At 70.2% G+C, this 19,382-nt stretch carries 21 protein-coding genes; 10 read left to right on the forward strand and 11 right to left on the reverse strand.

Annotated features, from left to right (window positions below; all coding sequences use genetic code 11):
* Positions 1–14 precede the first annotated feature (14 nt).
* From QQY66_RS05460 to QQY66_RS05470, 3 genes are all read left to right on the forward strand, one after another.
* Positions 15–221 carry a hypothetical protein gene (locus QQY66_RS05460; RefSeq protein ID WP_301977939.1) on the forward strand — a complete coding sequence of 69 codons (207 nt, stop codon included), beginning with the start codon at positions 15–17 and terminating at the stop codon, positions 219–221.
* Between the two features lie 270 nt (positions 222–491).
* The gene (locus QQY66_RS05465; RefSeq protein WP_301977940.1) at positions 492–962 is read left to right on the forward strand and encodes a DUF5709 domain-containing protein; all 471 of its coding nucleotides are present in this window, start codon (positions 492–494) and stop codon (positions 960–962) included.
* 48 nt (positions 963–1,010) lie between these two features.
* Entirely contained in the window at positions 1,011–1,268 is a 258-nt protein-coding gene (locus QQY66_RS05470) for a type B 50S ribosomal protein L31 (protein ID WP_301977941.1), read from the forward strand.
* A gap of 62 nt (positions 1,269–1,330) precedes the next feature.
* On the opposite strand, the gene QQY66_RS05475 is transcribed toward QQY66_RS05470, so the two are convergent.
* Positions 1,331–2,125, reverse strand: coding sequence for a metal-dependent hydrolase (locus QQY66_RS05475; protein WP_301977942.1), 795 nt, complete (start codon positions 2,123–2,125; stop codon positions 1,331–1,333).
* A 145-nt stretch (positions 2,126–2,270) separates the two neighbouring features.
* Here QQY66_RS05475 and QQY66_RS05480 point away from each other — a divergent pair, with 145 nt between their 5' ends.
* A complete protein-coding gene (locus QQY66_RS05480) occupies positions 2,271–4,784 on the forward strand; it encodes a DEAD/DEAH box helicase (protein WP_301977943.1) in 2,514 nt (837 codons plus the stop codon).
* Between the two features lie 19 nt (positions 4,785–4,803).
* Positions 4,804–5,670 carry an acyl-CoA thioesterase II gene (locus tag QQY66_RS05485; protein WP_301977944.1) on the forward strand — a complete coding sequence of 289 codons (867 nt, stop codon included), beginning with the start codon at positions 4,804–4,806 and terminating at the stop codon, positions 5,668–5,670.
* Position 5,671: 1 nt separating this feature from the next.
* On the opposite strand, the gene QQY66_RS05490 is transcribed toward QQY66_RS05485, so the two are convergent.
* Both QQY66_RS05490 and QQY66_RS05495 read right to left on the reverse strand, forming a co-directional pair.
* Positions 5,672–6,565, reverse strand: a complete 894-nt coding sequence (locus tag QQY66_RS05490) for a DUF6397 family protein (protein ID WP_301977945.1) — start codon at positions 6,563–6,565, stop codon at positions 5,672–5,674.
* 120 nt (positions 6,566–6,685) lie between these two features.
* Complete coding sequence (locus tag QQY66_RS05495; RefSeq protein ID WP_301977946.1) at positions 6,686–7,099, reverse strand: roadblock/LC7 domain-containing protein; 414 nt, start codon at positions 7,097–7,099, stop codon at positions 6,686–6,688.
* A 94-nt stretch (positions 7,100–7,193) separates the two neighbouring features.
* Between QQY66_RS05495 and QQY66_RS05500 the strand changes: the two genes are divergently transcribed.
* Positions 7,194–7,622, forward strand: coding sequence for a PPOX class F420-dependent oxidoreductase (locus QQY66_RS05500; RefSeq protein WP_301977947.1), 429 nt, complete (start codon positions 7,194–7,196; stop codon positions 7,620–7,622).
* Positions 7,623–7,636: 14 nt separating this feature from the next.
* On the opposite strand, the gene QQY66_RS05505 is transcribed toward QQY66_RS05500, so the two are convergent.
* The 5 genes from QQY66_RS05505 to QQY66_RS05525 form a co-directional block, all read right to left on the reverse strand.
* Positions 7,637–8,242 carry an ATP/GTP-binding protein gene (locus QQY66_RS05505; protein ID WP_301977948.1) on the reverse strand — a complete coding sequence of 202 codons (606 nt, stop codon included), beginning with the start codon at positions 8,240–8,242 and terminating at the stop codon, positions 7,637–7,639.
* A gap of 114 nt (positions 8,243–8,356) precedes the next feature.
* Entirely contained in the window at positions 8,357–8,767 is a 411-nt protein-coding gene (locus QQY66_RS05510) for a DUF742 domain-containing protein (protein WP_301977949.1), read from the reverse strand.
* Positions 8,768–8,789: 22 nt separating this feature from the next.
* Positions 8,790–9,245, reverse strand: a complete 456-nt coding sequence (locus tag QQY66_RS05515) for a roadblock/LC7 domain-containing protein (RefSeq protein ID WP_301987182.1) — start codon at positions 9,243–9,245, stop codon at positions 8,790–8,792.
* A 14-nt stretch (positions 9,246–9,259) separates the two neighbouring features.
* On the reverse strand, positions 9,260–11,776 hold the full coding sequence (locus QQY66_RS05520) for a nitrate- and nitrite sensing domain-containing protein (protein WP_301977950.1): 2,517 nt from the start codon (positions 11,774–11,776) through the stop codon (positions 9,260–9,262).
* Between the two features lie 215 nt (positions 11,777–11,991).
* Complete coding sequence (locus QQY66_RS05525; protein ID WP_301977951.1) at positions 11,992–12,765, reverse strand: MHYT domain-containing protein; 774 nt, start codon at positions 12,763–12,765, stop codon at positions 11,992–11,994.
* A 151-nt stretch (positions 12,766–12,916) separates the two neighbouring features.
* On the opposite strand from QQY66_RS05525, the gene QQY66_RS05530 reads away from it, so the two are divergent.
* The gene (locus tag QQY66_RS05530; RefSeq protein ID WP_301977952.1) at positions 12,917–13,516 is read left to right on the forward strand and encodes a class I SAM-dependent methyltransferase; all 600 of its coding nucleotides are present in this window, start codon (positions 12,917–12,919) and stop codon (positions 13,514–13,516) included.
* Between the two features lie 136 nt (positions 13,517–13,652).
* Here QQY66_RS05530 and QQY66_RS05535 read toward each other — a convergent pair whose 3' ends face one another.
* The gene (locus QQY66_RS05535) at positions 13,653–14,555 is read right to left on the reverse strand and encodes an oxygenase MpaB family protein (RefSeq protein WP_301977953.1); all 903 of its coding nucleotides are present in this window, start codon (positions 14,553–14,555) and stop codon (positions 13,653–13,655) included.
* 98 nt (positions 14,556–14,653) lie between these two features.
* Between QQY66_RS05535 and QQY66_RS05540 the strand changes: the two genes are divergently transcribed.
* Positions 14,654–14,950, forward strand: a complete 297-nt coding sequence (locus QQY66_RS05540) for a hypothetical protein (protein WP_301977954.1) — start codon at positions 14,654–14,656, stop codon at positions 14,948–14,950.
* 135 nt (positions 14,951–15,085) lie between these two features.
* Entirely contained in the window at positions 15,086–15,961 is an 876-nt protein-coding gene (locus QQY66_RS05545) for a hypothetical protein (protein WP_301977955.1), read from the forward strand.
* Between the two features lie 145 nt (positions 15,962–16,106).
* On the opposite strand, the gene QQY66_RS05550 is transcribed toward QQY66_RS05545, so the two are convergent.
* Positions 16,107–16,289 carry a hypothetical protein gene (locus QQY66_RS05550; RefSeq protein WP_210571217.1) on the reverse strand — a complete coding sequence of 61 codons (183 nt, stop codon included), beginning with the start codon at positions 16,287–16,289 and terminating at the stop codon, positions 16,107–16,109.
* Positions 16,290–16,646: 357 nt separating this feature from the next.
* Between QQY66_RS05550 and QQY66_RS05555 the strand changes: the two genes are divergently transcribed.
* Positions 16,647–18,734, forward strand: coding sequence for an AAA family ATPase (locus QQY66_RS05555; protein ID WP_301977956.1), 2,088 nt, complete (start codon positions 16,647–16,649; stop codon positions 18,732–18,734).
* Positions 18,735–18,750: 16 nt separating this feature from the next.
* Here the strand turns inward: QQY66_RS05555 and QQY66_RS05560 are convergent, their stop codons facing one another.
* Positions 18,751–19,338, reverse strand: a complete 588-nt coding sequence (locus QQY66_RS05560) for a histidine phosphatase family protein (protein ID WP_301977957.1) — start codon at positions 19,336–19,338, stop codon at positions 18,751–18,753.
* Between the last annotated feature and the right edge of the window lie 44 nt (positions 19,339–19,382).

Here is a 19,382-nt window from a genome sequence, read left to right on the forward strand (position 1 = left end):
CGCGCGTGGTCGTCATGCAGATCACGGATGGCCCTCCCGGTACCCACTGCACATGCCGGCTCCTGCTCACCGACGGCTCCACCCGCGACGCCGGCGAGTGGTGGATGCCACCCTCCGGCCGGGCCACCTGGATCGCGTACGGGGACGCGGCAGCCGTCGACCGGGGCGAACTCGACGCCGACGACGGCCGCGTTCGGTCGTCGGCGGATCTGGGCGATTGACCTCGGGCTGTCCCGTCCCAGGGATGGTGTGCGGGCCGATCGCGCGCCCGGGCGGGGTGTCACAAGGGCCGTCCCGCCGAACCCGGCCCTCTCCCTCCCGTGCCGTTGCGCGGTGCCGAAAGGGGGTGGAAGGCTGGATATCGGTACCGGCTCGCGGAGTGCGGCCGGGAACCGCTCGGCTCCGGTCGAGTGCGCCCCGCGCCCCGCGCCCCGGCCGCCCGTCGCCGACCGCGGTCGGAACGGGCCCGTCCCCATCACCTGGAGGTACCCGTGAACAGCGTCGACGGATGGGGAGACGACGTCTACCAGCCCGACGGATCCGAGGTCCAGGACGACGCCGGGTTGCTGGACGCGGAGGACACCCTGGTCGACGACGGTGTCGACGACCCCCTCGACCGGGGCTGGTCTCCTCCGGACAGACCATGGGCGGTGGAGCGCTCCGACGTGACGGCCGCCGAGCGCCTGCACGGCGAGACGCTGGACCAACGGCTCGCCGAGGAGCTGCCGGATCTCACGGAGCCGGACGGGGACGGCATCGGAGACAGCCAGGGCACCGATGGGGAACTCTGGGACAACGAGGTCGGCACCGTCCGCTCCGGCCGTCTGGTGGCCCCCGACGAAGGAGCGCACGAGGACGAGGAGAGCGCGATGATCGCCACAGACGTCGGTATCGACGGCGCCGCGGCCTCGGCCGAGGAGGCCGCCATGCACATCGTCGACGAGGACACCCTGTCCGGCTGACCCGTCGTCCCCCGCGCCGACGATCCCGGTGCCGTACAAGGAGCCGCCATGCAGCAGGACAAGCACCCCGACTACCACCCGGTCGTCTTCCGCGACCGCGCCGCCGGCTACGCCTTCCTGACCCGGTCCACCGCCACGAGCGAGCAGACCATCGAGTGGGACGACGGCGAGACCTACCCGGTCGTGGACGTGGAGATCTCCTCCGAGAGCCATCCCTTCTACACCGGCAAGGCACGGACCGTGGACACCGAGGGCCGCGTCGCCAAGTTCGAGAAGCGGTACGGCAGCACCGGGCACAGCGGCTGACAGCACTGGGCAGGTGAGGCCGGGCCCACGGCAACCTGTGCCCCGCCCTGGCGGCGGCGGGCTCAGATGAAGTTGAGCGCCGCCGCGCAGCCCACGCCCCCGAGCAGCATGAAGGCCGGCATCAGCACCTTCAGCTCGACCCAGCTGCCCGCCCGGAACCGCATGGCCTTCGGCGGGCCGATGGGGTACCAGCGCTTGCGGCCCACCGGGATCGGCCAGAGTATCGGGCAGCCGGAGACGGTCAGCGCGTCCCCGATGTCGTGCACCAGCGCGCCCAGCAGGATCGGCAGGCCCAGCCACAGGTACTCCTGGCCGGGCTCGGTGAACAGCCAGCTCGCGCCGTTGCCCGGCTCGTCCAGGACACCCGCGAGAATCCATGCGCTGGTGGCCGCGAGCAGCCACACCAGGACATCGGCGCTGGAGCCTCGCGTCGCCCGCCACAGCAGGCCTTCGATGGCCAGCACTATGTGCGCGAACAAAATCGCCAGCACCGCCCAGCGCCCCCCGGTGATCGCCAGGACCGAGGCGCCCGCGCCGATCAGGACGGCCCACAGCCAGGTGTGGGTGAGCGTGCGGTGCCCGCCGGAGCGGCGCGGGTCGCCCTGCTTCTTCGTGGCCTTGTAGACGGCGTACGACAGCTTGTCGACGATCTCGCACAGCCCGCGCGAGAGCGGTCCGAAGGCCCGCGAGATGGTGGCCGCCTTGTGGTCGAGGTCCGGGGCGAGCGCGGCGCCGGCACAGATCAGGGCGCCCACCAGGAGCACCGGCCACGGCATCGTGTGCCCTGTCGCAGCCGCCGCCGCTCCGACGCCGAGCCAGGCCGCGGCCCCCGACAGTGAGTGTGCTGGTCCCATCATCGCCGTTGCCCGCCCCATTCGTTGTGTGCCGCTGTCCAGTTGACCGGGTGCGCTGACGCTCCGTCGGCGAGACAGCGTAGCGTTCGCGATCTTCGGGCCTGCATCCGATTCCCCTATCGGGCAGGAGGGCAGGCAAGATGGGGGCGTGACCCTCATCGATCAGCTGCCGCCGACCGCCGACCCCGACGCTCTCTATGAGGCCTTCGAGTCGTGGGCCCAGGAGAGCGGCCTCACCCTCTACCCCCACCAGGAGGAGGCGCTGATCGAGGTGGTCTCCGGTGCGAATGTGATCGTGTCGACGCCCACCGGCTCCGGCAAGAGCATGATCGCGGCGGGTGCGCACTTCGCCGCCCTGGCCCGTGACGAGGTCACCTTCTACACAGCCCCGATCAAGGCGCTCGTCTCGGAGAAGTTCTTCGAGCTGTGCAAGCTCTTCGGCACCGAGAACGTCGGCATGCTCACCGGCGACGCGTCCGTCAACGCCGACGCTCCCGTCATCTGCTGCACCGCCGAGGTGCTCGCGTCGATCGCCCTGCGCGACGGCAAGAACGCCGACGTCGGCCAGGTCGTGATGGACGAGTTCCACTTCTACGCGGAGGGCGACCGGGGCTGGGCCTGGCAGATCCCGATCCTCGAACTGCCGCAGGCGCAGTTCGTCCTGATGTCGGCCACGCTCGGCGATGTCTCGATGTTCGAGAAGGACCTCACCCGGCGCACCGGCCGCCCGACCGCGGTGGTCCGCTCGGCGACCCGTCCCGTGCCGCTGTCCTACGAGTACAAATTCACGCCGCTCACCGAGACACTGACCGAGCTGCTGGAGACCAAGCAGGCGCCGGTCTACATCGTGCACTTCACCCAGGCTCAGGCCGTGGAGCGGGCGCAGGCGCTGATGAGCATCAACATGTGCTCGCGCGAGGAGAAGGACCAGATCGCCGAGCTGATCGGCAACTTCCGCTTCACCACCAAGTTCGGCCGCAACCTCTCCCGCTACGTCCGGCACGGCATCGGTGTCCATCACGCCGGCATGCTGCCCAAGTACCGCCGCCTGGTGGAGAAGCTCGCGCAGGCCGGTCTGCTGAAGGTCATCTGCGGCACGGACACGCTCGGCGTGGGCGTCAACGTCCCCATCCGCACCGTGCTGTTCACGGCTCTCACCAAGTACGACGGCAGCCGCGTGCGCACGCTGCGCGCCCGTGAGTTCCACCAGATCGCGGGGCGGGCCGGGCGCGCGGGCTTCGACACGGCGGGCTTCGTCGTGGCGCAGGCGCCCGAGCACGTGGTCGAGAACGAGAAGGCGCTCGCCAAGGCGGGCGACGACCCGAAGAAGCGCCGCAAGGTGGTCCGCAAGAAGGCGCCCGAGGGTTTCGTCGGGTGGACGGAGAACACCTTCGAGAAGCTCATCGCCTCCGATCCGGAGCCGCTGACCTCGCGTTTCCGGGTGACGCACACGATGCTGCTGTCGGTGATCGCCCGGCCCGGCAACGCCTTCGAGGCGATGCGGCACCTCCTGGAGGACAACCACGAGTCGCGCAAGCAGCAGCTCAGGCACATCCGGCGGGCGATCGCCATCTACCGCTCGCTGCTGGACGGCGGCATCGTCGAGAAGCTCGACGAGCCGGACGCCTCGGGCCGCATCGTGCGCCTCACCGTCGATCTCCAGCAGGACTTCGCGCTCAACCAGCCGCTGTCCACGTTCGCCCTGGCCGCGTTCGAGCTGCTGGACCCCGAGTCGCCGTCGTACGCGCTGGACATGGTGTCCGTCGTCGAGTCGACGCTGGACGACCCACGGCAGATCCTCGTCGCCCAGCTGAACAAGGCGAAGGGCGAGGCCGTGGCCGCGATGAAGGCGGACGGTGTCGAGTACGAGGAGCGCATGGAGCGGCTCCAGGACATCTCGTACCCGAAGCCCCTGGAAGAGCTGCTCTTCCACGCCTACGACACCTACCGCAAGAGCCATCCCTGGGTGGGCGACCACCCGCTGTCGCCGAAGTCCGTCATCCGCGACATGTACGAACGGGCCATGTCCTTCACGGAGTTGGTGTCCTTCTACGAGCTGGCCCGCACCGAGGGCATCGTCCTGCGCTACCTCGCCTCCGCCTACAAGGCCCTCGACCACAACATCCCCGACGACCTCAAGTCCGAGGATCTGCAGGACCTGATCGAGTGGCTCGGCGAGATGGTGCGCCAGGTCGACTCCAGCCTGCTGGACGAGTGGGAGCAGCTCGCCAACCCGGAGGAGATGACCGCCGAGGAGGCCCAGGAGAAGGCCGACGAGGTCAAGCCGGTGACTGCGAACGCGCGCGCCTTCCGGGTCCTGGTGCGCAACGCCCTGTTCCGCCGGGTCGAGCTGGCCGCCCTCGACCAGGTCGAGGAGCTGGGCGAGATGGACGCGGAGTCGGGCTGGGACGCGGACACCTGGGGCGAGGCGATGGACAACTACTGGGACGAGTACGACGACCTCGGCACCGGCCCCGACGCCCGCGGCCCCAAGCTGCTCGTCATCAAGGAAGAACCGCAGCACGGCCTGTGGCGCGTGCGCCAGATCTTCGACGACCCGAACGACGATCATGACTGGGGCATCAGCGCGGAGATCGACCTCGCCGCCTCCGACGCTGAAGGCCGTGCGGTCGTCCGTGTCACCGACGTCGGCCAGCTGTGAGCACAGGAGAATCCCACCCATGACGAATCCGGCCGAGAGGCTCGTCGACCTGCTCGACCTGGAGCAGATCGAGGTCAACATCTTCCGGGGCCGCAGCCCGCAGGAGTCTTTGCAACGGGTCTTCGGCGGCCAGGTGGCCGGCCAGGCGCTGGTCGCCGCCGGGCGCACCACGGACGGCGAGCGCCCGGTGCACTCGCTGCACGCGTACTTCCTGCGCCCGGGCCGGCCGGGCGTGCCGATCGTGTACCAGGTCGAGCGGGTCCGGGACGGCCGGTCGTTCACCACCCGTCGGGTCACCGCCGTGCAGCAGGGCCGCACGATCTTCAATCTCACCGCCTCCTTTCACAAGCCTGAGGAAGGTTCCTTCGAGCACCAGCTGCCGCCGGCCCGCAAGGTCCCGGACCCGGAGTCCCTGCCGACGGTGACGCAGCAGGTCCGGGAGCATCTGGGCGCGCTGCCCGAGCAGTTCGAGCGCATGGCCCGGCGTCAGCCCTTCGACATCCGCTATGTGGACCGGCTGCGCTGGACCGCCGAGGAGGTCAAGAACGCCGAGCCGCGCAGCGCCGTGTGGATGCGTGCGGTCGGGCCGCTCGGTGACGACCCGCTCGTGCACACCTGCGCGCTGACCTACGCCAGCGACATGACCCTCCTGGACGCCGTCCGGATCCCGGTCGAACCCCTGTGGGGCCCACGGAACTTCGACATGGCGTCACTGGACCACGCCATGTGGTTCCATCGGCCGTTCCGCGCGGACGAGTGGTTCCTCTACGACCAGGAGTCGCCGATCGCGACGGGCGGACGAGGCCTCGCCCGCGGGCGCATCTACGACGTGGAGGGACGGCTGCTCGTCTCCGTCGTCCAGGAGGGGCTGTTCCGGGCGCTGTAGGTCACTCTCCTCTGCGGCGCAGCCAGCCCAGCAGTCCTCCTCGTGATCGCCTGGGCTCCTCGGTCGGGGCGGGAGTCCGGTGCGGGGCGGCAGGGGGTTCCGGCCGCTTCGCCTTCGGTCGTGGTGCGGGGCGGTACCTGCGCGCCTCGTCCAGCGCCTGGGTCAGGTCCGCCCGGAGCCAGCTGATCTCGTCCGCGTCGTCCGCCGTCATGATCCGCTCGGCGAGGTGCGCGGCGGGTGATCCGGGTGCGCCGTGTGCGGGCGGTGCGGGCCGGAACCTGTTCAGATGCGCCCGCTCATAAGGGTCTGTGACGATCTCCGCGATCTGTACGGGGTCGAGCAGGGCGGCCACTGCACCGGCATGCTGCCAGGGGTCGTCGGCCTGCCGCAGCAGGAATCCCAGGTGACGTCCGCGCCAGTTGCGGGGCCGTAGGTCCAGGCCTGCGTCCAGTTGGTCGCGAAGGCCCTCGGGTGTTCGGCCGTTCAGCAGCTGAGCGTTCTTCTCGTCGGCCGCGAACTGACGTAGTTCTTCGGCCAGATAGAGCCAGACAATCGCTCGGTAGCGGTTGAGATAGAAGGAGACCGGGACCACCAGGCCGAGCCGGGCGAGGCGGGTGAACCTCCCTGCGGTCACCTCCATGATGCGGGCGCCTTCCGTGGCCCCTACCGCCTTGACGGCGCTGAGCAGCCTCTCCTGGAAACCCTCTTCGGCGCGGAGCCGCTCAATCTCCTGCTGGGCCACGCGACGTCCCCCGCCTCCCTCGTCGGGCACGGTCCGGATGCGTCCGAGGTGCACGGCGAGGTCGAACTCGCGCCGTTTCAAACCGAGTTCGCGAGCGGCGCGGCTCGGCGCCCAGGAAAGCCGGTGCGGTTTCGTGATGGTGTCGCCAGACATGTCTCCCCCGTGGAGTCAGCGGCTCACGCCCTGTGCGCTCGCCGTGAAAAAACCGTAGCCGGTCCGGCGGATCTCGTGGCGAGCCTGTGGATAACTCACGGAGGATGGAAAATGCGCAGGTCAGGCGTCTGATGCCGGAGGGTGCTCGGGCTGTCGGGCGTCCACGCCGAGGTGCTCACCGACACGATTGACGAGCAGGGTCATCTCGTAGGCGATCTGGCCGATGTCGGCCTCCGCGCCGCTGAGGACGCACAGACAGCTGCCGCTGCCGGCCGCGGTGACGAACAGGACCGCGTCGTCGAACTCCACCATGGTCTGGCGCACTCTGCCCGCGCCGAAGTGGCGTCCGGAGCCCTTGGCCAGGCTGTGCAGCCCGGAGGAGACGGCGGCGAGGTGTTCCGCGTCCTCGCGTCGTAGGCCCGTACTCGCTCCCGTGACCAGCCCGTCGTTGGACAGGACCAATGCGTGCCGCACCTGTTCGACGCGCTCGGTCAGATCGTCCAGCAGCCAGTCGAGTCCCTGGTTCTGCGCCATGATCCGCTCTCCCCGTGTGATGTCTCCCCCTGGCTGGAGGATCTGCCGGCCACCCTTCCGGACGACCCGGCGTCAGGGCAAGGATGATGGAGGCATGGCACAGAAGATGACCGATGAGGAATGGCGAGCGTTCGTCTCGGACGGCACCCGCACCGGCAAGCTGTCGACCGTCCGGGCAGACGGAAGCCCACATGTGGCGCCGATCTGGTTCGTGCTCGATGGCGACGACGTGGTGTTCAACACCGGCAGCAGGAGTGTGAAAGGGCGCAATCTGGCCCGTGACGGGCGTGTCGCGCTGTGCGTGGACGCCGACCGGCCGCCGTTCGACTACGTGATACTGACCGGTCGCGCCCACATTTCGGAGGATGTCGCGGAGCTGCGTCACTGGGCCGCGCGCATCGGTGCGCGGTACATGGGCGAGGAACGCGCCGAGGAGTTCGGGGACCGCAACGGCGTCCCCGGCGAACTCCTCGTCCGCGTCACGATCGACAAGGTCCTGGCGGAGAAGGGCGTCGCGGACTGAGCCGGACTCCCGTCTCAGCCCACTGAGTCGAGCAGCCGGGCGGTGTGCATACGCCCGGCGTACTCGACGAGTCGGATCAGCACCTCCTTTCCCGAGTCGCGGTCGCGGGCGTCACAGAGCACCACGGGTGTTCCCTGGTCGAGGTCGAGGGCGCGGGAGACGTCATGGGCGCCGTATGCGCGCGCGCCGGCGAAGCAGTTCACGGCCACCACGAACGGGATGTGCCGGTGCTCGAAGTAGTCGACGGCGGGGAAGCAGTCCTCCAGGCGCCGGGTGTCCGCGAGGACCACGGCGCCGAGGGCTCCTTGCGACAACTCGTCCCACAGGAACCAGAAGCGGTCCTGGCCCGGCGTACCGAAGAGGTAGAGGGACAGGCCGGAGCGGATGGTGATGCGTCCGAAGTCCATGGCGACGGTCGTGGTGACCTTCTGATCCACGCCGTCGGTGTCGTCCACCGACTGGCCGACTTCGCTGAGCAGTTCCTCGGTGCGCAGCGGCCTGATCTCGCTGACCGCGCCCACCAGGGTGGTCTTGCCCACGCCGAATCCGCCGGCGACCAGTATCTTCAGCGCCAGAGGGGCGGACTCGCCGTCCTGGGCATCGGAGTTCTCGGAGACCATCGATCACTTCTCTCGGGAGTGCCGGCAACGGTCGACGTGTGACGTCAGCATCATGACAACTGCTGCTTCCTCTTGAGGGATTGGACCGCTATTGGCCGGTTTTCGAACGTTCATCTACAGCGCCCGCAATCCCTCGATCACCTCGCGCAGAATCCGTTCGTCGGGCAGCTGCGCCGGCGGCACCGGGCGGCTGACGGTGACGCAGCCGAGTTCCAGCAGGTTGCCCAGGAGTACGCGCACCACACCCACGGGCAGATCGGCGCCCGCGGCGAGTTCCGCGACCGACTGGGTCTCGGTGCGGCACAGCTCGACGAGCGCGCGGTGTTCCGGCCCGAGCGTGGTGTCGTCGAATCCGGGTGCGCCCGCATCCAGGGTGACGAGGGCGATGAGGTCGAACCGCACTCCGGTGGGGCCGGGTTTGGTACGTCCGCCCGTCATCGCGTACGGGCGGACCAGGGGCCCTGCCTCGTTGTCGTACCACTGGCTGCCCTGCTCCCGCGGGGCGCCCGTCAGGTGATCGGTCATGTGCGCGGACCGCCCTCTCGGTTCATCGGGCGGCGGGCGGCCGCGCGGCGACGCGCGGCGCCGTGTAGAGGTGCTCGCCGACGCGCTTGACCAGCCGCGCCATCTCGTAGGCCACCAGCCCGATGTCGGCGGTGACGGCGGTGAGGACGGCGAGGCAGGAGCCGTCGCCCGCCGCGGCCACGAACAGGAAGCCGTCGTCCATCTCCACCATGGTCTGGCGTACGCCTCCCGCGCCGAAGTGCCGGCCGGCGCCCTTGGCCAGGCTGTGGAAGCCGGAGGCGACCGCGGCGAGGTGCTCGGCGTCCTCACGGCGGAGGTCGGTGGACGCGCCCACGGCCAGTCCGTCGTTGGACAGCACCACGGCGTGCCTGACTTCGCTCACGCGCTGGACCAAGTCGTCCAGCAGCCAGTCGAGTTCGCCCGACCTCCCCCACTGTCGGCTTCGCTCGAGCGGGGGGACCCCCACGTCGGCCCTCATGCTCGGGTCCTGGATCATGCGGGGTCTCCTTCGCTGCTGTGACTGCCCGCCGGGGTTTCTGGAGCGGCACCGCGTCCCGGCTGCCTGCCGCCGCCGCGCGTCCAGCCGTCGCGGTACGCCGCCATGCGGTCCCGCACGAGTTCGGGTGTGCGCTCGTCCTCGCCCGGCGGAGCGGCCGGTGGTTCCGGATCCTCGGGGCGCCCGTCGCGCAGTTGGGGGGCGAGGTTCGCTTGCCGTACGCGGCGGGGAAGGTCGTCGGAGGCTTCGGAGTCGTCCGGCGGGCGGTGCAGTCGCAAGGTGGTGACTCCGGGGGGTGGTGTGTCTGCCGCGGTGTCCGCAGCGGTGGCGACGGGTGCCACCAGTGCGGGGCGGTCCGCAGGCGCGGTCACGGACTCCTGGTGCCCGGCCGGGCCGGGCACGCGCGCGTACTCGCGATCCGCAGATCGTTCCGCCTCCGCGGTCTTGCGAGGGGAACGTTCCTCCGTGCCGCTGTGCAGCAGGGCGGTGGGCAGCAGCACGACCGCGGTCGTGCCGCCGTAGGGGGAGGTGCGCAGGTGCACCTTGACGCCGTGCCGGGCCGCGAGCCTGCTGACCACGAAGAGGCCGAGCCGGTCGCTGTCGAACAGGTCGAGGGCTTCGGACTGCTCGATACGGCGGTTGGCCTCGGCGAGGGTCTCCTTGCCCATGCCCAGGCCCCGGTCTTCGACCTCGAGGGCGTAGCCGTTGCCGACGGGCTCGCCGGTGATCCGCACGCGCGTGTGCGGCGGCGAGAACTGGGCGGCGTTCTCGACGATCTCCGCGAGAAGGTGGGTGAGGTCGGCCACGGCCGTGCCGATGACGGCGGTCTCGGGGAGTTGTCGTACCTCCACGCGCGCGTAGTCCTCGACTTCGGAGACCGCCGCACGGACGACGTTCGTCAGGGAGACCGGCATGCGCCACGCCCTGCCGGGCGCCGCCCCGGAGAGGATGATCAGGCTCTCGGCGTGGCGTCGCATACGAGTGGTGAGGTGGTCGAGCCGGAACAGGTCGCTCAGTTCGCCCGGGTCCTCGGAGCGGCGTTCCATGCTGTCGAGGAGGCTGAGCTGGCGGTGGACGAGAACCTGGCTGCGACGGGCAAGGTTGACGAAGACACCGGAGATGCCGCTGGCCAGCTCGGCGCGTTCCGCGGCGGCCCGCAGCGCCGCGCGGTGCACGGTGGCGAGGGCCTCGGCGACCTGGCCGGCCTCGTCCTCCGCGGCCGGACCTGGCGGAGCCTCGGCACCGACGTCGATCTCCTCGCCCGCGCGCAGTTTCCGCATGGCCTCCGGGAGCTTGCGCCGGGCGATCTCAAGGGCGCTGTTGCGCAGGCTCACCAGCTCGACCACGAGGGCGCGGCCGATGCGTACGGAGATGACGAGCGACGCGGCGACGGCGACGAGGCCGAGCAGGACCGCGGCACCGGCCGGGGTGAGCAGACCGCGGGTGAACGGGTCGGCCCGGTCGGCCACGCCTCGTCCGGCGTCCTCCTCGATCGTGCGCATCGCGTCCTGCACGCGCGCGTGCGCCTGGTCCCAGGTGGCTTCCGGTGCCGCGTCGATCGCCTGCGCACCCGGGCCGCCGGCGAGGACCTTGTCCTCGGCGGCTCCCAGGGCGGCGTAGGCGCTGCCGTCGGCGAGCTCCCGCCAGGCGGTGCGTTCGGGGCCGCGCAGGTCCGCGACGGCGGACTCGGTGAGGGTGCGGCGGGTGTCGACGGCTCCGGTGAACAGCCGCATCCGCTCCCCGTCGAGGCGACCGGCGAGGCGTGCGCCGGCCAGCACGACGTCTTCTTGGGCCAACGCCTCGCCCGCGCGGGAGAATTCGAGCAGCACGCGCGCGTCCGAGCCGAGTTCGGCGTCCTGGATGCCAGTGAGCGCGCCGCCCACGGTGAAGGCCGTCGCGATGGTCTTCGTGTACTGCCCGTACGTCTCGTCCCAGCCCGCACGCCGGTCCCGTACCGCGGTGCGCACGGGGCGCAGTTCCTCGGCGGCGGTGACGAACGCTTCCAGACGCGCGGCCACTCCGGCGGGCAGTTCCTCGCTGTCGGCGACGGTGTTGTCCTTGCCGAGCCGGAGTTCCTTCACGGCCCGGTCCGTGCGCTCGGCGAGCCGCTCGATGTCACCGCTCTGCCCGGAGGACGGATCGGTGGCGTGACGCACGGCGGCCTCGCGCTCGGCCTGGAGCGCGGCGACGGCGTCCGCGACGGGGGCCCGGATCGCGGAGTCCACCCGCTGCAACTGCCGCAGCCGGGAGACGTCCTGGGCGGTGCTCACGGTGGCGTACGCCCAGAGGGCGAGCAGCGAGACCACCGGCACCATCAGCAGGCAGACGATCTTGGCGCGTACGGTGCGCGGTCGTATGCTCCATCGCCCCGCGCGCGCGGGTGCGTCCTCCACCACCACCGTGTCCACGGGTTCGTCCCGCCCTTCGTCCGCGGGCGGTCCGGCATGGGCGCGGCGCCCGCGCACGGGCGGCGGCGCGGCGCCGGCTTCAGGGGTCCTTCGGGGTGTACGCATGGCCTCCTCGCTCGGAAGTCGTTCGGGGCGTGCCTGCCGGACCTCTCCGGGGTGGACCCGCCGCTCAGCGCTCCACTGGATATGCGGTTCGTTCGCCGCGGGCCGGTGGGGGCTGGTCGCTCCCCCACTCTCGGCTTCGCTCAAGCGGGGGATCCCCATCGCGGCGGTAGCCGCAGATTCAACACAGCCCCGCGCCCGAACTTCCCCAAGACCGCTCAGCGGGCGACGCTCTCGACCGGACGCCGGGCCGAGGCGGATGCCTCGCGCTCGCCTGTCGTGGGAGACAGGGCGACGAAGGCCGAGGTCAGGAACAGATAGGACCCGAGGCCGACGGCGAGGGGAAAGATGAACTGCATCGCCGTGGCCCCGGGCAGGACCTCACCGGACGGCGTGACGTGCACGCTCACCGCGAACATCCCGGTGTAGTGCATGCTGCTCACCGCCGCCCCCATGATGAGCGAGGCGATCGTGACGGCGACCGCGGACTTGATGTTGAGGGCCGCCCACAGGGCCGCCGTGGCGGCGACGACGGCGATCAGCACGGAGAGTCCGACGAGCACCGGGTCGTAGTCGACGTCTCCGTGGAGGCGCACCGCCGCCATTCCGAGGTAGTGCATGCTCGCCACGCCGAGTCCGGTGGTGAGTCCGCCGATCAGCAGCGCCCGGCCGCGGTCACGGCTGTAGCCGACGGCGAAGACGCCGGCACAGACGACCGCCATGGCGACGAGCAGGCTCAGGATGGTGAGCGGCACGTCGTAGTGGATGTCGGTGCCGCTGACGCTGAAGCCGAGCATGGCCACGAAGTGCATGGTCCAGATGCCGGTTCCGATGGCCGAGGCGGCGGTGATGAGCCAGTTGCGGCGCGACCGGCCGGTGGCGCCGAGCGCTCGGACGGTGCAGCGCAGTCCGAGCGCGGCGCCTATACAGGCCATGACGTACGACAGTGCGGGTGTCAGCCAGCCCAGGGCGGCGTGGTCCAGGTGTCCCATGGCCAAGGGACGCTAGGGGGGCAGGGGCGCACAAAGGGAGCGCATTTCGAAAGGTGCTGGAATATGACGCAGAGAGGTATCTGAACGATCGCGTCACGCTCGAACGTGTGCGCCGCGACGTCCTCCCTGCCGGTGAGGGATCATGCGGACCATGAGCGACGACCACACACATGTCCAGGAGTTCTTCACCGCCCGCGCAGCGGACTGGGACAGCCGCTTTCCGGACGACGGCCCGGCCTACGCGGCCGCGGTCGCCGAACTCGCTCTGCCCGAGGGGGCCCGAGTGCTCGACGCGGGCTGCGGCACGGGCCGGGCCCTGACGCCGCTGCGCGCGGCCGTGGGGCCGTCCGGAGTGGTCCTGGGAGCCGACGTGACCCCGGCCATGCTGGAGGCCGCCGTACGGGCCGGACGGGACCGGGACGGGCAGTTGCTGCTCGCCGACGTCGCCGCGCTGCCGCTGCGCTCACAGTCGCTCGACGCGGTGTTCGCGGCGGGACTCATCGCCCATCTCCCCCAACCGGTCAAGAACCTGAGGGAGTTGGCGCGCGTGGTGCGCAGGGGCGGCACCCTGGCGCTGTTCCACCCGATCGGCCGGGCGGCGCTCGCGGCACGCCAGGGGCGGCAGATCACCCCGGACGACCTGCGCGCGGAACCCAACCTGCGGCCCCTGCTGGCGCGTTCGGGGTGGCGTATGACGTCGTACGTCGACGAGGACGCCCGGTTCCTGGCGCTGGCCGTGCGCGAAGGCTGAGCCTCACGCCGATTCGGCGCCAGTCACATCGTCGTCGCCCACAGGTGCCCGCCGTCCTCCAGCACGCGCGCGTGGCCACCGTCGCCGAACGCGTCCTCCTCGTAAGAGGCGATGCCGCCGATGGCCGCGGATCGGCTCATTCGCCGGCGGTGGCTGACGGATCCGTGGAGCGCACCGGGCAGCCACGCAGTCCGGGCACCGGGCGGGTGCCCAGCTCGTCGAGCCGGTAGCCGTTCGGGTAGCCCTTGATCTCCCAGTTCTGGCGCGCGTGGTGCGGTGCCCGGCGTGGTGGCAGGAGACGCACGAGCCGTCCGCGCGTCCGTACGGCGCGGCGTACCAGGGCACGGGTGGCGGCGTTCGGCGCAGGGTAGTGGAAGGCCCGCAGCAGCGAGTCGTCGAGCAGGGCGAGGGTCGTCGTGCGCAGGAGGGGGCGCAGTGGGCGTGGGTACCAGGAGGCCATCAGAGCGAGAGTGGCGTCGGAGACACGGCGCGCGTCCTCGTCCCAGTCGAAGTGGGCCTCCTCGTAGGCGTCGAGGCAGGTCTCGAACTCCTCGTAGGACTCGGGGATGTCCTGGATGCCCATGCGCCGGCCCAGCGTGCGGTAGTGGACCGTGGAGGCGATCGTCTCGTGGCGTGACAGCCTGCGCCATCCGTAGGAGTCGATCCACCGCTTGGGCATGACGACGAACGTGCACAGGACGTAGCGCATGTCGTCGTTGCTGATGTCGTAGCTGCGGTGCATCTGGTTGATTCGACGTATCGCGGTGCGGCCCTCTCCGCTGTCGAACCCGTGCTCGACGACGGCGTCCAGGAGCAGGCTGGTGTCGTCGTAGCGTTTCTGCGTACGGTCGGTGAGCTCGGCCGTCGCGGCCAGGAGCCGGCCGATGCTGGGCACGGCGTACGTGCGGTAGAGGGCCAGTTCCAGGGATCGGGTGAAGTCCCAGGGGAACTCGTACGCCGCGCAGAGACGGTAGATCTCGGACGCGTCCTCGTACGGGTCCATCCGCCGGATTCGTTCGAGTCGCTCGAAACGCTTCACCGCGCCGTCCCCTTCTGCCGCCGGAGCTCCAACTCTACGTTGAGGAGCAGGAGATGAAGGATCAGCCGTGGCAACCACGCAGGGGGAAGGTGGTCAGCATGTTCAGGAGGGTCCGCAAGTCCGGTGTCAGATTCCTCAACGCGTTGCGCGCGGAGCGGGACACCGGCAGGGACAGGCGCACGCACAATCTGTTCGAGGCCGCCGCCGCGTATGTGTCGGCGTGCGCCGAGGACGACCAGGAACAGATCGACGAGGCCGCCGGCTGGGTGTCGCCGGAGGCGCTGTCGTTCGGGGTGAGCGAGCTGGCGTGCCGGGCCGTCATCGCGCTCGCGCGGGAACGCGACGAGTCGCCGCAAACCGTGGCCCGGGCGCTCCTCGGGCTGCCGGCGGCCTGACGCCGAGGGGGCAGCCGTGGTCGATTCGCCCCGTCGAGCCGGAAAACTGCAGCTCCGGGTGGGCCTGGGAGTCGTGACAACGGCCTTCCGGTCGCACTAGGGTGCGCCGTTGTACAGACCGATGGGGAGGCTGGGATGGCCGGGACGGACGAGGACGCCGTCGCCGCCGAGGACGACGCGCTCTATGTGCTCACGGCGGTGCTGCTGACGCCGGCGAAGTTCCCGAGCGTGCTGGGCGACGACTATCCGGAGGCCTGCGCGGCGCTCGGTCTCGCGCCGCTGGCCGACGGGTACGGCTTGGTGTTCGGCCAGGACGGTGACGGCGCCCGCTGGACGGTCGCCATCGACGACGTGTCGCTGGTCGCCGTGGCCATCGCGTCCTGGGACTGCGGCATGGAGTACGACCTGTCCCCCGACGAGCGGACGGTCGTGGCCGCGCTGCCCGGCTGGCCGCTCGAGGTCGCCGTCGCGGCGCCCGGCGTGCCCGCGCCGCACGACCCCGGTCCCGATGTCGCCGACCGCCCTCCACTGGTGCCGCCGGACACCAGCATCTGGGGACCGGCCCAGCGCCGCCTGGGCGCGGACGAGATCGCGCGGCAGTGGGCGACGTGGCGCGAGCAGATCGACGACGGGGACTTTCAGAGCCCCAACGGCTCATCCGCGACGCCCGCGGACACGGACGAGGCCGAGCAGGACGTGAAGGCCCAGAAGCAGGACGGGACCGAGGAAACCGGCAAGCCGGGCCACGGCGGCATCCGGCGTGTTCTCGCGGAGGCCCGCGCCTACGTCGACACGCCGCCGCCACTCGGCCGCGTACGGTCCTCCTTCGCGCCGGGCGACGCACGGACCCTGCGCGCCGACGGCCCCGGCTGGTCCTTGGTGGCCAGGACAGACGACATCGCCTTCGTGCTGCTCGACGAGGAGCCCGGCGAGGTCATGCCGGTGGGCCGGGGACCTGAGCTGCCGGGTCTGCTCGAGGCCCTCGACAAGATGGCCGTACGCCCCAGCTGAGGGGGCCACGACCACGGGGCTCAGCCTCGTGAGTCCCCGCAAGGCACCGAGCCGCCCGCGGACCGTACCGTCGGCAGGCCCGCGGGCGGCGATGTGGTCGGCTCCTGTGTGCCGGCCGACCGGGATACACCGGTGCGGTCATGCCTCAGCGGCCGAGCTCCTTGCGGGTGACGCGGCGCAGCTTGCGCCGCTGCGAGGGGTCCAGCGTGAGGTACGCGGCAGCCGGGACTCCCAGGATTATCAGGAGCGCCGCCCACCAGGGCAGCCAGATCAGCAGGATGATCCCGGCTGCCACACCTCCTGCGGCGATCTTCGCGTTCTTCGACATGTGTCGCCTCCTTCGCGGCCACGGCCGCTCTCTGTCCTGAAAACGGGTCCGCGCTTCCCACGGTTCCGGATCACGACCCTGAGACACCCCTGAGGCCCGACCCCGAGGCACCCCTGAGATCGAACGCCACTGCGTTCCATGAGGCAACCCGTCCGTGAGGCGGTAGCCACGGGCAGGAGTCGGGATGTCCGTCTCCGCATGGAGTGGATACCCAGCCGGAGCGTGGAGTGACCCGGCTCACTGCGCGATCATGCCGGGCTGACCGCCGCCGTGCTGTACCCTCGGCGGCTCCGACCTCCGGTAGTCAAATTTGAGGAATAAGTCTTCGCTGTGCACGTTGTCAAGAGGAGCCACCTGTTGTCGCAAGTCAACGATCCCGCCGCGTACCAGGTCGAATGGGAACAAGCCCACGTGTCCACTGTGTACGAGGTACTCACCGAGCGGCTCGCCGAGGCACGGACGCGTTTGGCAGATGTACTCAAGACCCGGGCCGAGAGCGCAAGCGAGACGCACGAGCGAGAGGTCGCCGCTCAGCGGCTGGCGAAGGAGATCGGCCGGCTGGAGGGAGCCGAGAACGGCCTGGTCTTCGGTCGGATCGACTCGGCGGACGGTACCACGTTGCATATTGGCCGGCTTGGCCTGCAAACGGACGAAGACGACCTGCCTCTGCTGGTGGACTGGCGCGCGAACGCGGCGCGGCCCTTCTACGAAGCGACACCGGCCCACCCGATGAGCCTGCGGCGCCGCCGACACCTTCGCCTGGAGGAGCGCAAGGTGGTCGCAGTGAGCGACGAGTTGCTGGACGGCTCCACTCCGACCGCTGGGGATGTCGTGGGGGACGGCCCTTTGATGGAGGCCCTTTCGGCGCGGCGTACGGGTCGGATGCAGGCCGCGGTCGCGACGCTGCAGGCCGAGCAGGACGAGATCGTGCGCTCCGCGCACCGCGGAGTGTCAGTGGTCCAAGGCGGCCCCGGAACCGGCAAGACGGTGGTTGCCCTGCACCGGGCGGCCTATGTCCTGTACGCGTTCCCGCGCGCGGCACAGCACGGTGTGCTGATAGTCGGTCCGAACGCGCGGTTCCTGGACTACATCTCCCAGGTTCTGCCCTCACTCGGCGAGAACGACATCGTCCTGGCGACCTGCCAGGAACTGGCGGGAGTCTTCCCGGACACGGCGGAGACGCTCGACGTGGCGCGTCTCAAGGGCAGCTCGATGCTGGCCGGCGCACTGGCCGAGTTGGTGCGGTGTCACCAGGCTCCGGACGGAAGCTTCACCGTGCTGATCGGACACGAATCGGTTCGCCTTCATGACGAGGTTGTCGCCACAGCGCGAGACTCCGCCGTGGCAACCGGGTTGGGACACAACCCCGCGCGACGGGTGTTCAAAAAACTCCTGATCGACGCCATCACCGACGCGCTGGAACGGAGCACGGGCGACATCCTTGAGCAGATCGATGCGGAGGTCGCCGTGCTGACCGGCACAGACCTCGACCGGGTGGCGGCGGCCGACCTGCGCCGGCTCGGATACGATGCCGCAGCTGCCACGGGGCCGGCCGATGAGTTCGACGCGGACGCCGTCCGGGCCGGACTCCTGGACGACGCTCACGTCGATCGCGCGGTGGAAGAGCTGTGGCCGCGGCTGGTGCCCAGCGATCTCGTGCGAGCTCTGCTGACGAACCCTGGCACTCTCGCCGAGCACCTGCCCCAGTTGACCGACGACGAGCGGTCAAGTCTGCTGCGCGATGCGGACGACTCGTGGACCGATGCCGATGTGCCTCTGCTGGACGAAGCAGCGAGCCTGATCGACGGTCCACCGCAGCGGACGTACGGGCACGTGGTCGTCGACGAGGCACAGGAGCTGACCGCCATGCAGTGGCGGATGATCGTACGACGATGCCCGGGCAAGGCGATGACGCTGGTGGGCGACTTCGCCCAGGCGGGACCGGTCGCGACAGCACACGACTGGACGGAGGCGCTGAGCCCTCATGTCGGCCAGCGGTTCAACCTCCACACCCTGACCATCAGTTACCGCACTACACAGGAGATCCTGGAGACCACCCGGGACCTTCTCGTACGGATTGCCCCGGACCAGACTCCGACACGGTCCCTACGCAGTGGTGAGTCTCCTCGCACCGTGTCGACGCAGCCGGATGAGCTTGTCGCCACCCTCGTCCGGGAGCTGCAGATGCAGACCGAGTCGTACCCCGGCGAGCTCATCGGGGTGATCTGCGCGGACACGAGGCTGGATCAGCTGACAGCCGCGGGTATCGCAGAGCATGCGCGCATCGTGCCGGCGTCCGAAGCACGCGGGCTGGAGTTCGACGAGGTCGTCGTCGTGGGTCCCGGGGAAATCAGCACGGCCCGGCCCGGCGGAGAGAAGGACCTGTACGTTGCCCTGACTCGGGCCACCAAGAGACTCTGCACGATCACTGTCCAGCCCGTTTGACGGACGTCAGCTCCGCTCAGGGCCGTGTGCCGGCCCCGAACCCTGTCCAGCGCAGATCGACCGGCAGGTGGCCCATGTCGTTGTACAGCAGCACCGTCGGCGCCGTGCCGTCGCGGTACTCGATCACCGTCAGCGCCGCGTTCCCGCAGTTCAGACCGAGCCAACGCACCGCGGGCGCGTCAAGGGCGTGCCGGACCAGCCAGGCCACCTGGTAGGCGTGGGTGACCAGGATTTCGTGCGTCTCGGTTTCGGCGGGGCGCGCGAACCTGTCGGTCAGGGCGTCGGCCTGGCGTCGCGCCTCCGCGGCTTCCTCGTCGCCGTAGCCGTCGAAGAACGCCGCCCACGCCGGTGGCACGTCGTCCGGAACATGCGGAATGTGATCGACCAGTTCCGGCGCTTCCCGCACGGCGGCGTCCGGCAGACAGGCGCCCACGATCTGCGCGGAGTGCACTGCCCTGGGCAGGGGCGAGTGCCAGACCGTTTCGATCGGAAGTCCGGCCAGGCGTTTGCCGACCAGTTCCGACTGCCGCTGCCCGACGTCGGTCAGCGTGCCGAAGGGGTCGGCTGCTCCGTGTCGTACCAGGTACACATGCCGAGTTGCCATGGTGGATCTCCTGTTCAGGATGCCGCTCGTCGTCGAATCAGGTG

The organism is Streptomyces sp. DG2A-72 (assembly GCF_030499575.1).
Lineage (GTDB): Bacteria > Actinomycetota > Actinomycetes > Streptomycetales > Streptomycetaceae > Streptomyces.

Excerpts from the sequence above, each read along its gene's own strand:
- QQY66_RS05540 (WP_301977954.1), top strand. The coding sequence starts at position 14,654 with ATGTTCAGGAGGGTCCGCAAGTCCGGTGTCAGATTCCTCAACGCGTTG.
- QQY66_RS05470 (WP_301977941.1), top strand. The coding sequence starts at position 1,011 with ATGCAGCAGGACAAGCACCCCGACTACCACCCGGTCGTCTTCCGCGAC.
- QQY66_RS05560 (WP_301977957.1), bottom strand. The coding sequence starts at position 19,338 with ATGGCAACTCGGCATGTGTACCTGGTACGACACGGAGCAGCCGACCCC.
- QQY66_RS05545 (WP_301977955.1), top strand. The coding sequence starts at position 15,086 with ATGGCCGGGACGGACGAGGACGCCGTCGCCGCCGAGGACGACGCGCTC.
- QQY66_RS05525 (WP_301977951.1), bottom strand. The coding sequence starts at position 12,765 with ATGGGACACCTGGACCACGCCGCCCTGGGCTGGCTGACACCCGCACTG.
- QQY66_RS05515 (WP_301987182.1), bottom strand. The coding sequence starts at position 9,245 with ATGAGGGCCGACGTGGGGGTCCCCCCGCTCGAGCGAAGCCGACAGTGG.
- QQY66_RS05510 (WP_301977949.1), bottom strand. The coding sequence starts at position 8,767 with ATGACCGATCACCTGACGGGCGCCCCGCGGGAGCAGGGCAGCCAGTGG.
- QQY66_RS05500 (WP_301977947.1), top strand. The coding sequence starts at position 7,194 with ATGGCACAGAAGATGACCGATGAGGAATGGCGAGCGTTCGTCTCGGAC.
- QQY66_RS05490 (WP_301977945.1), bottom strand. The coding sequence starts at position 6,565 with ATGTCTGGCGACACCATCACGAAACCGCACCGGCTTTCCTGGGCGCCG.
- QQY66_RS05550 (WP_210571217.1), bottom strand. The coding sequence starts at position 16,289 with ATGTCGAAGAACGCGAAGATCGCCGCAGGAGGTGTGGCAGCCGGGATC.
- QQY66_RS05505 (WP_301977948.1), bottom strand. The coding sequence starts at position 8,242 with ATGGTCTCCGAGAACTCCGATGCCCAGGACGGCGAGTCCGCCCCTCTG.
- QQY66_RS05460 (WP_301977939.1), top strand. The coding sequence starts at position 15 with ATGCAGATCACGGATGGCCCTCCCGGTACCCACTGCACATGCCGGCTC.
- QQY66_RS05485 (WP_301977944.1), top strand. The coding sequence starts at position 4,804 with ATGACGAATCCGGCCGAGAGGCTCGTCGACCTGCTCGACCTGGAGCAG.
- QQY66_RS05495 (WP_301977946.1), bottom strand. The coding sequence starts at position 7,099 with ATGGCGCAGAACCAGGGACTCGACTGGCTGCTGGACGATCTGACCGAG.
- QQY66_RS05475 (WP_301977942.1), bottom strand. The coding sequence starts at position 2,125 with ATGATGGGACCAGCACACTCACTGTCGGGGGCCGCGGCCTGGCTCGGC.
- QQY66_RS05530 (WP_301977952.1), top strand. The coding sequence starts at position 12,917 with ATGAGCGACGACCACACACATGTCCAGGAGTTCTTCACCGCCCGCGCA.
- QQY66_RS05520 (WP_301977950.1), bottom strand. The coding sequence starts at position 11,776 with ATGCGTACACCCCGAAGGACCCCTGAAGCCGGCGCCGCGCCGCCGCCC.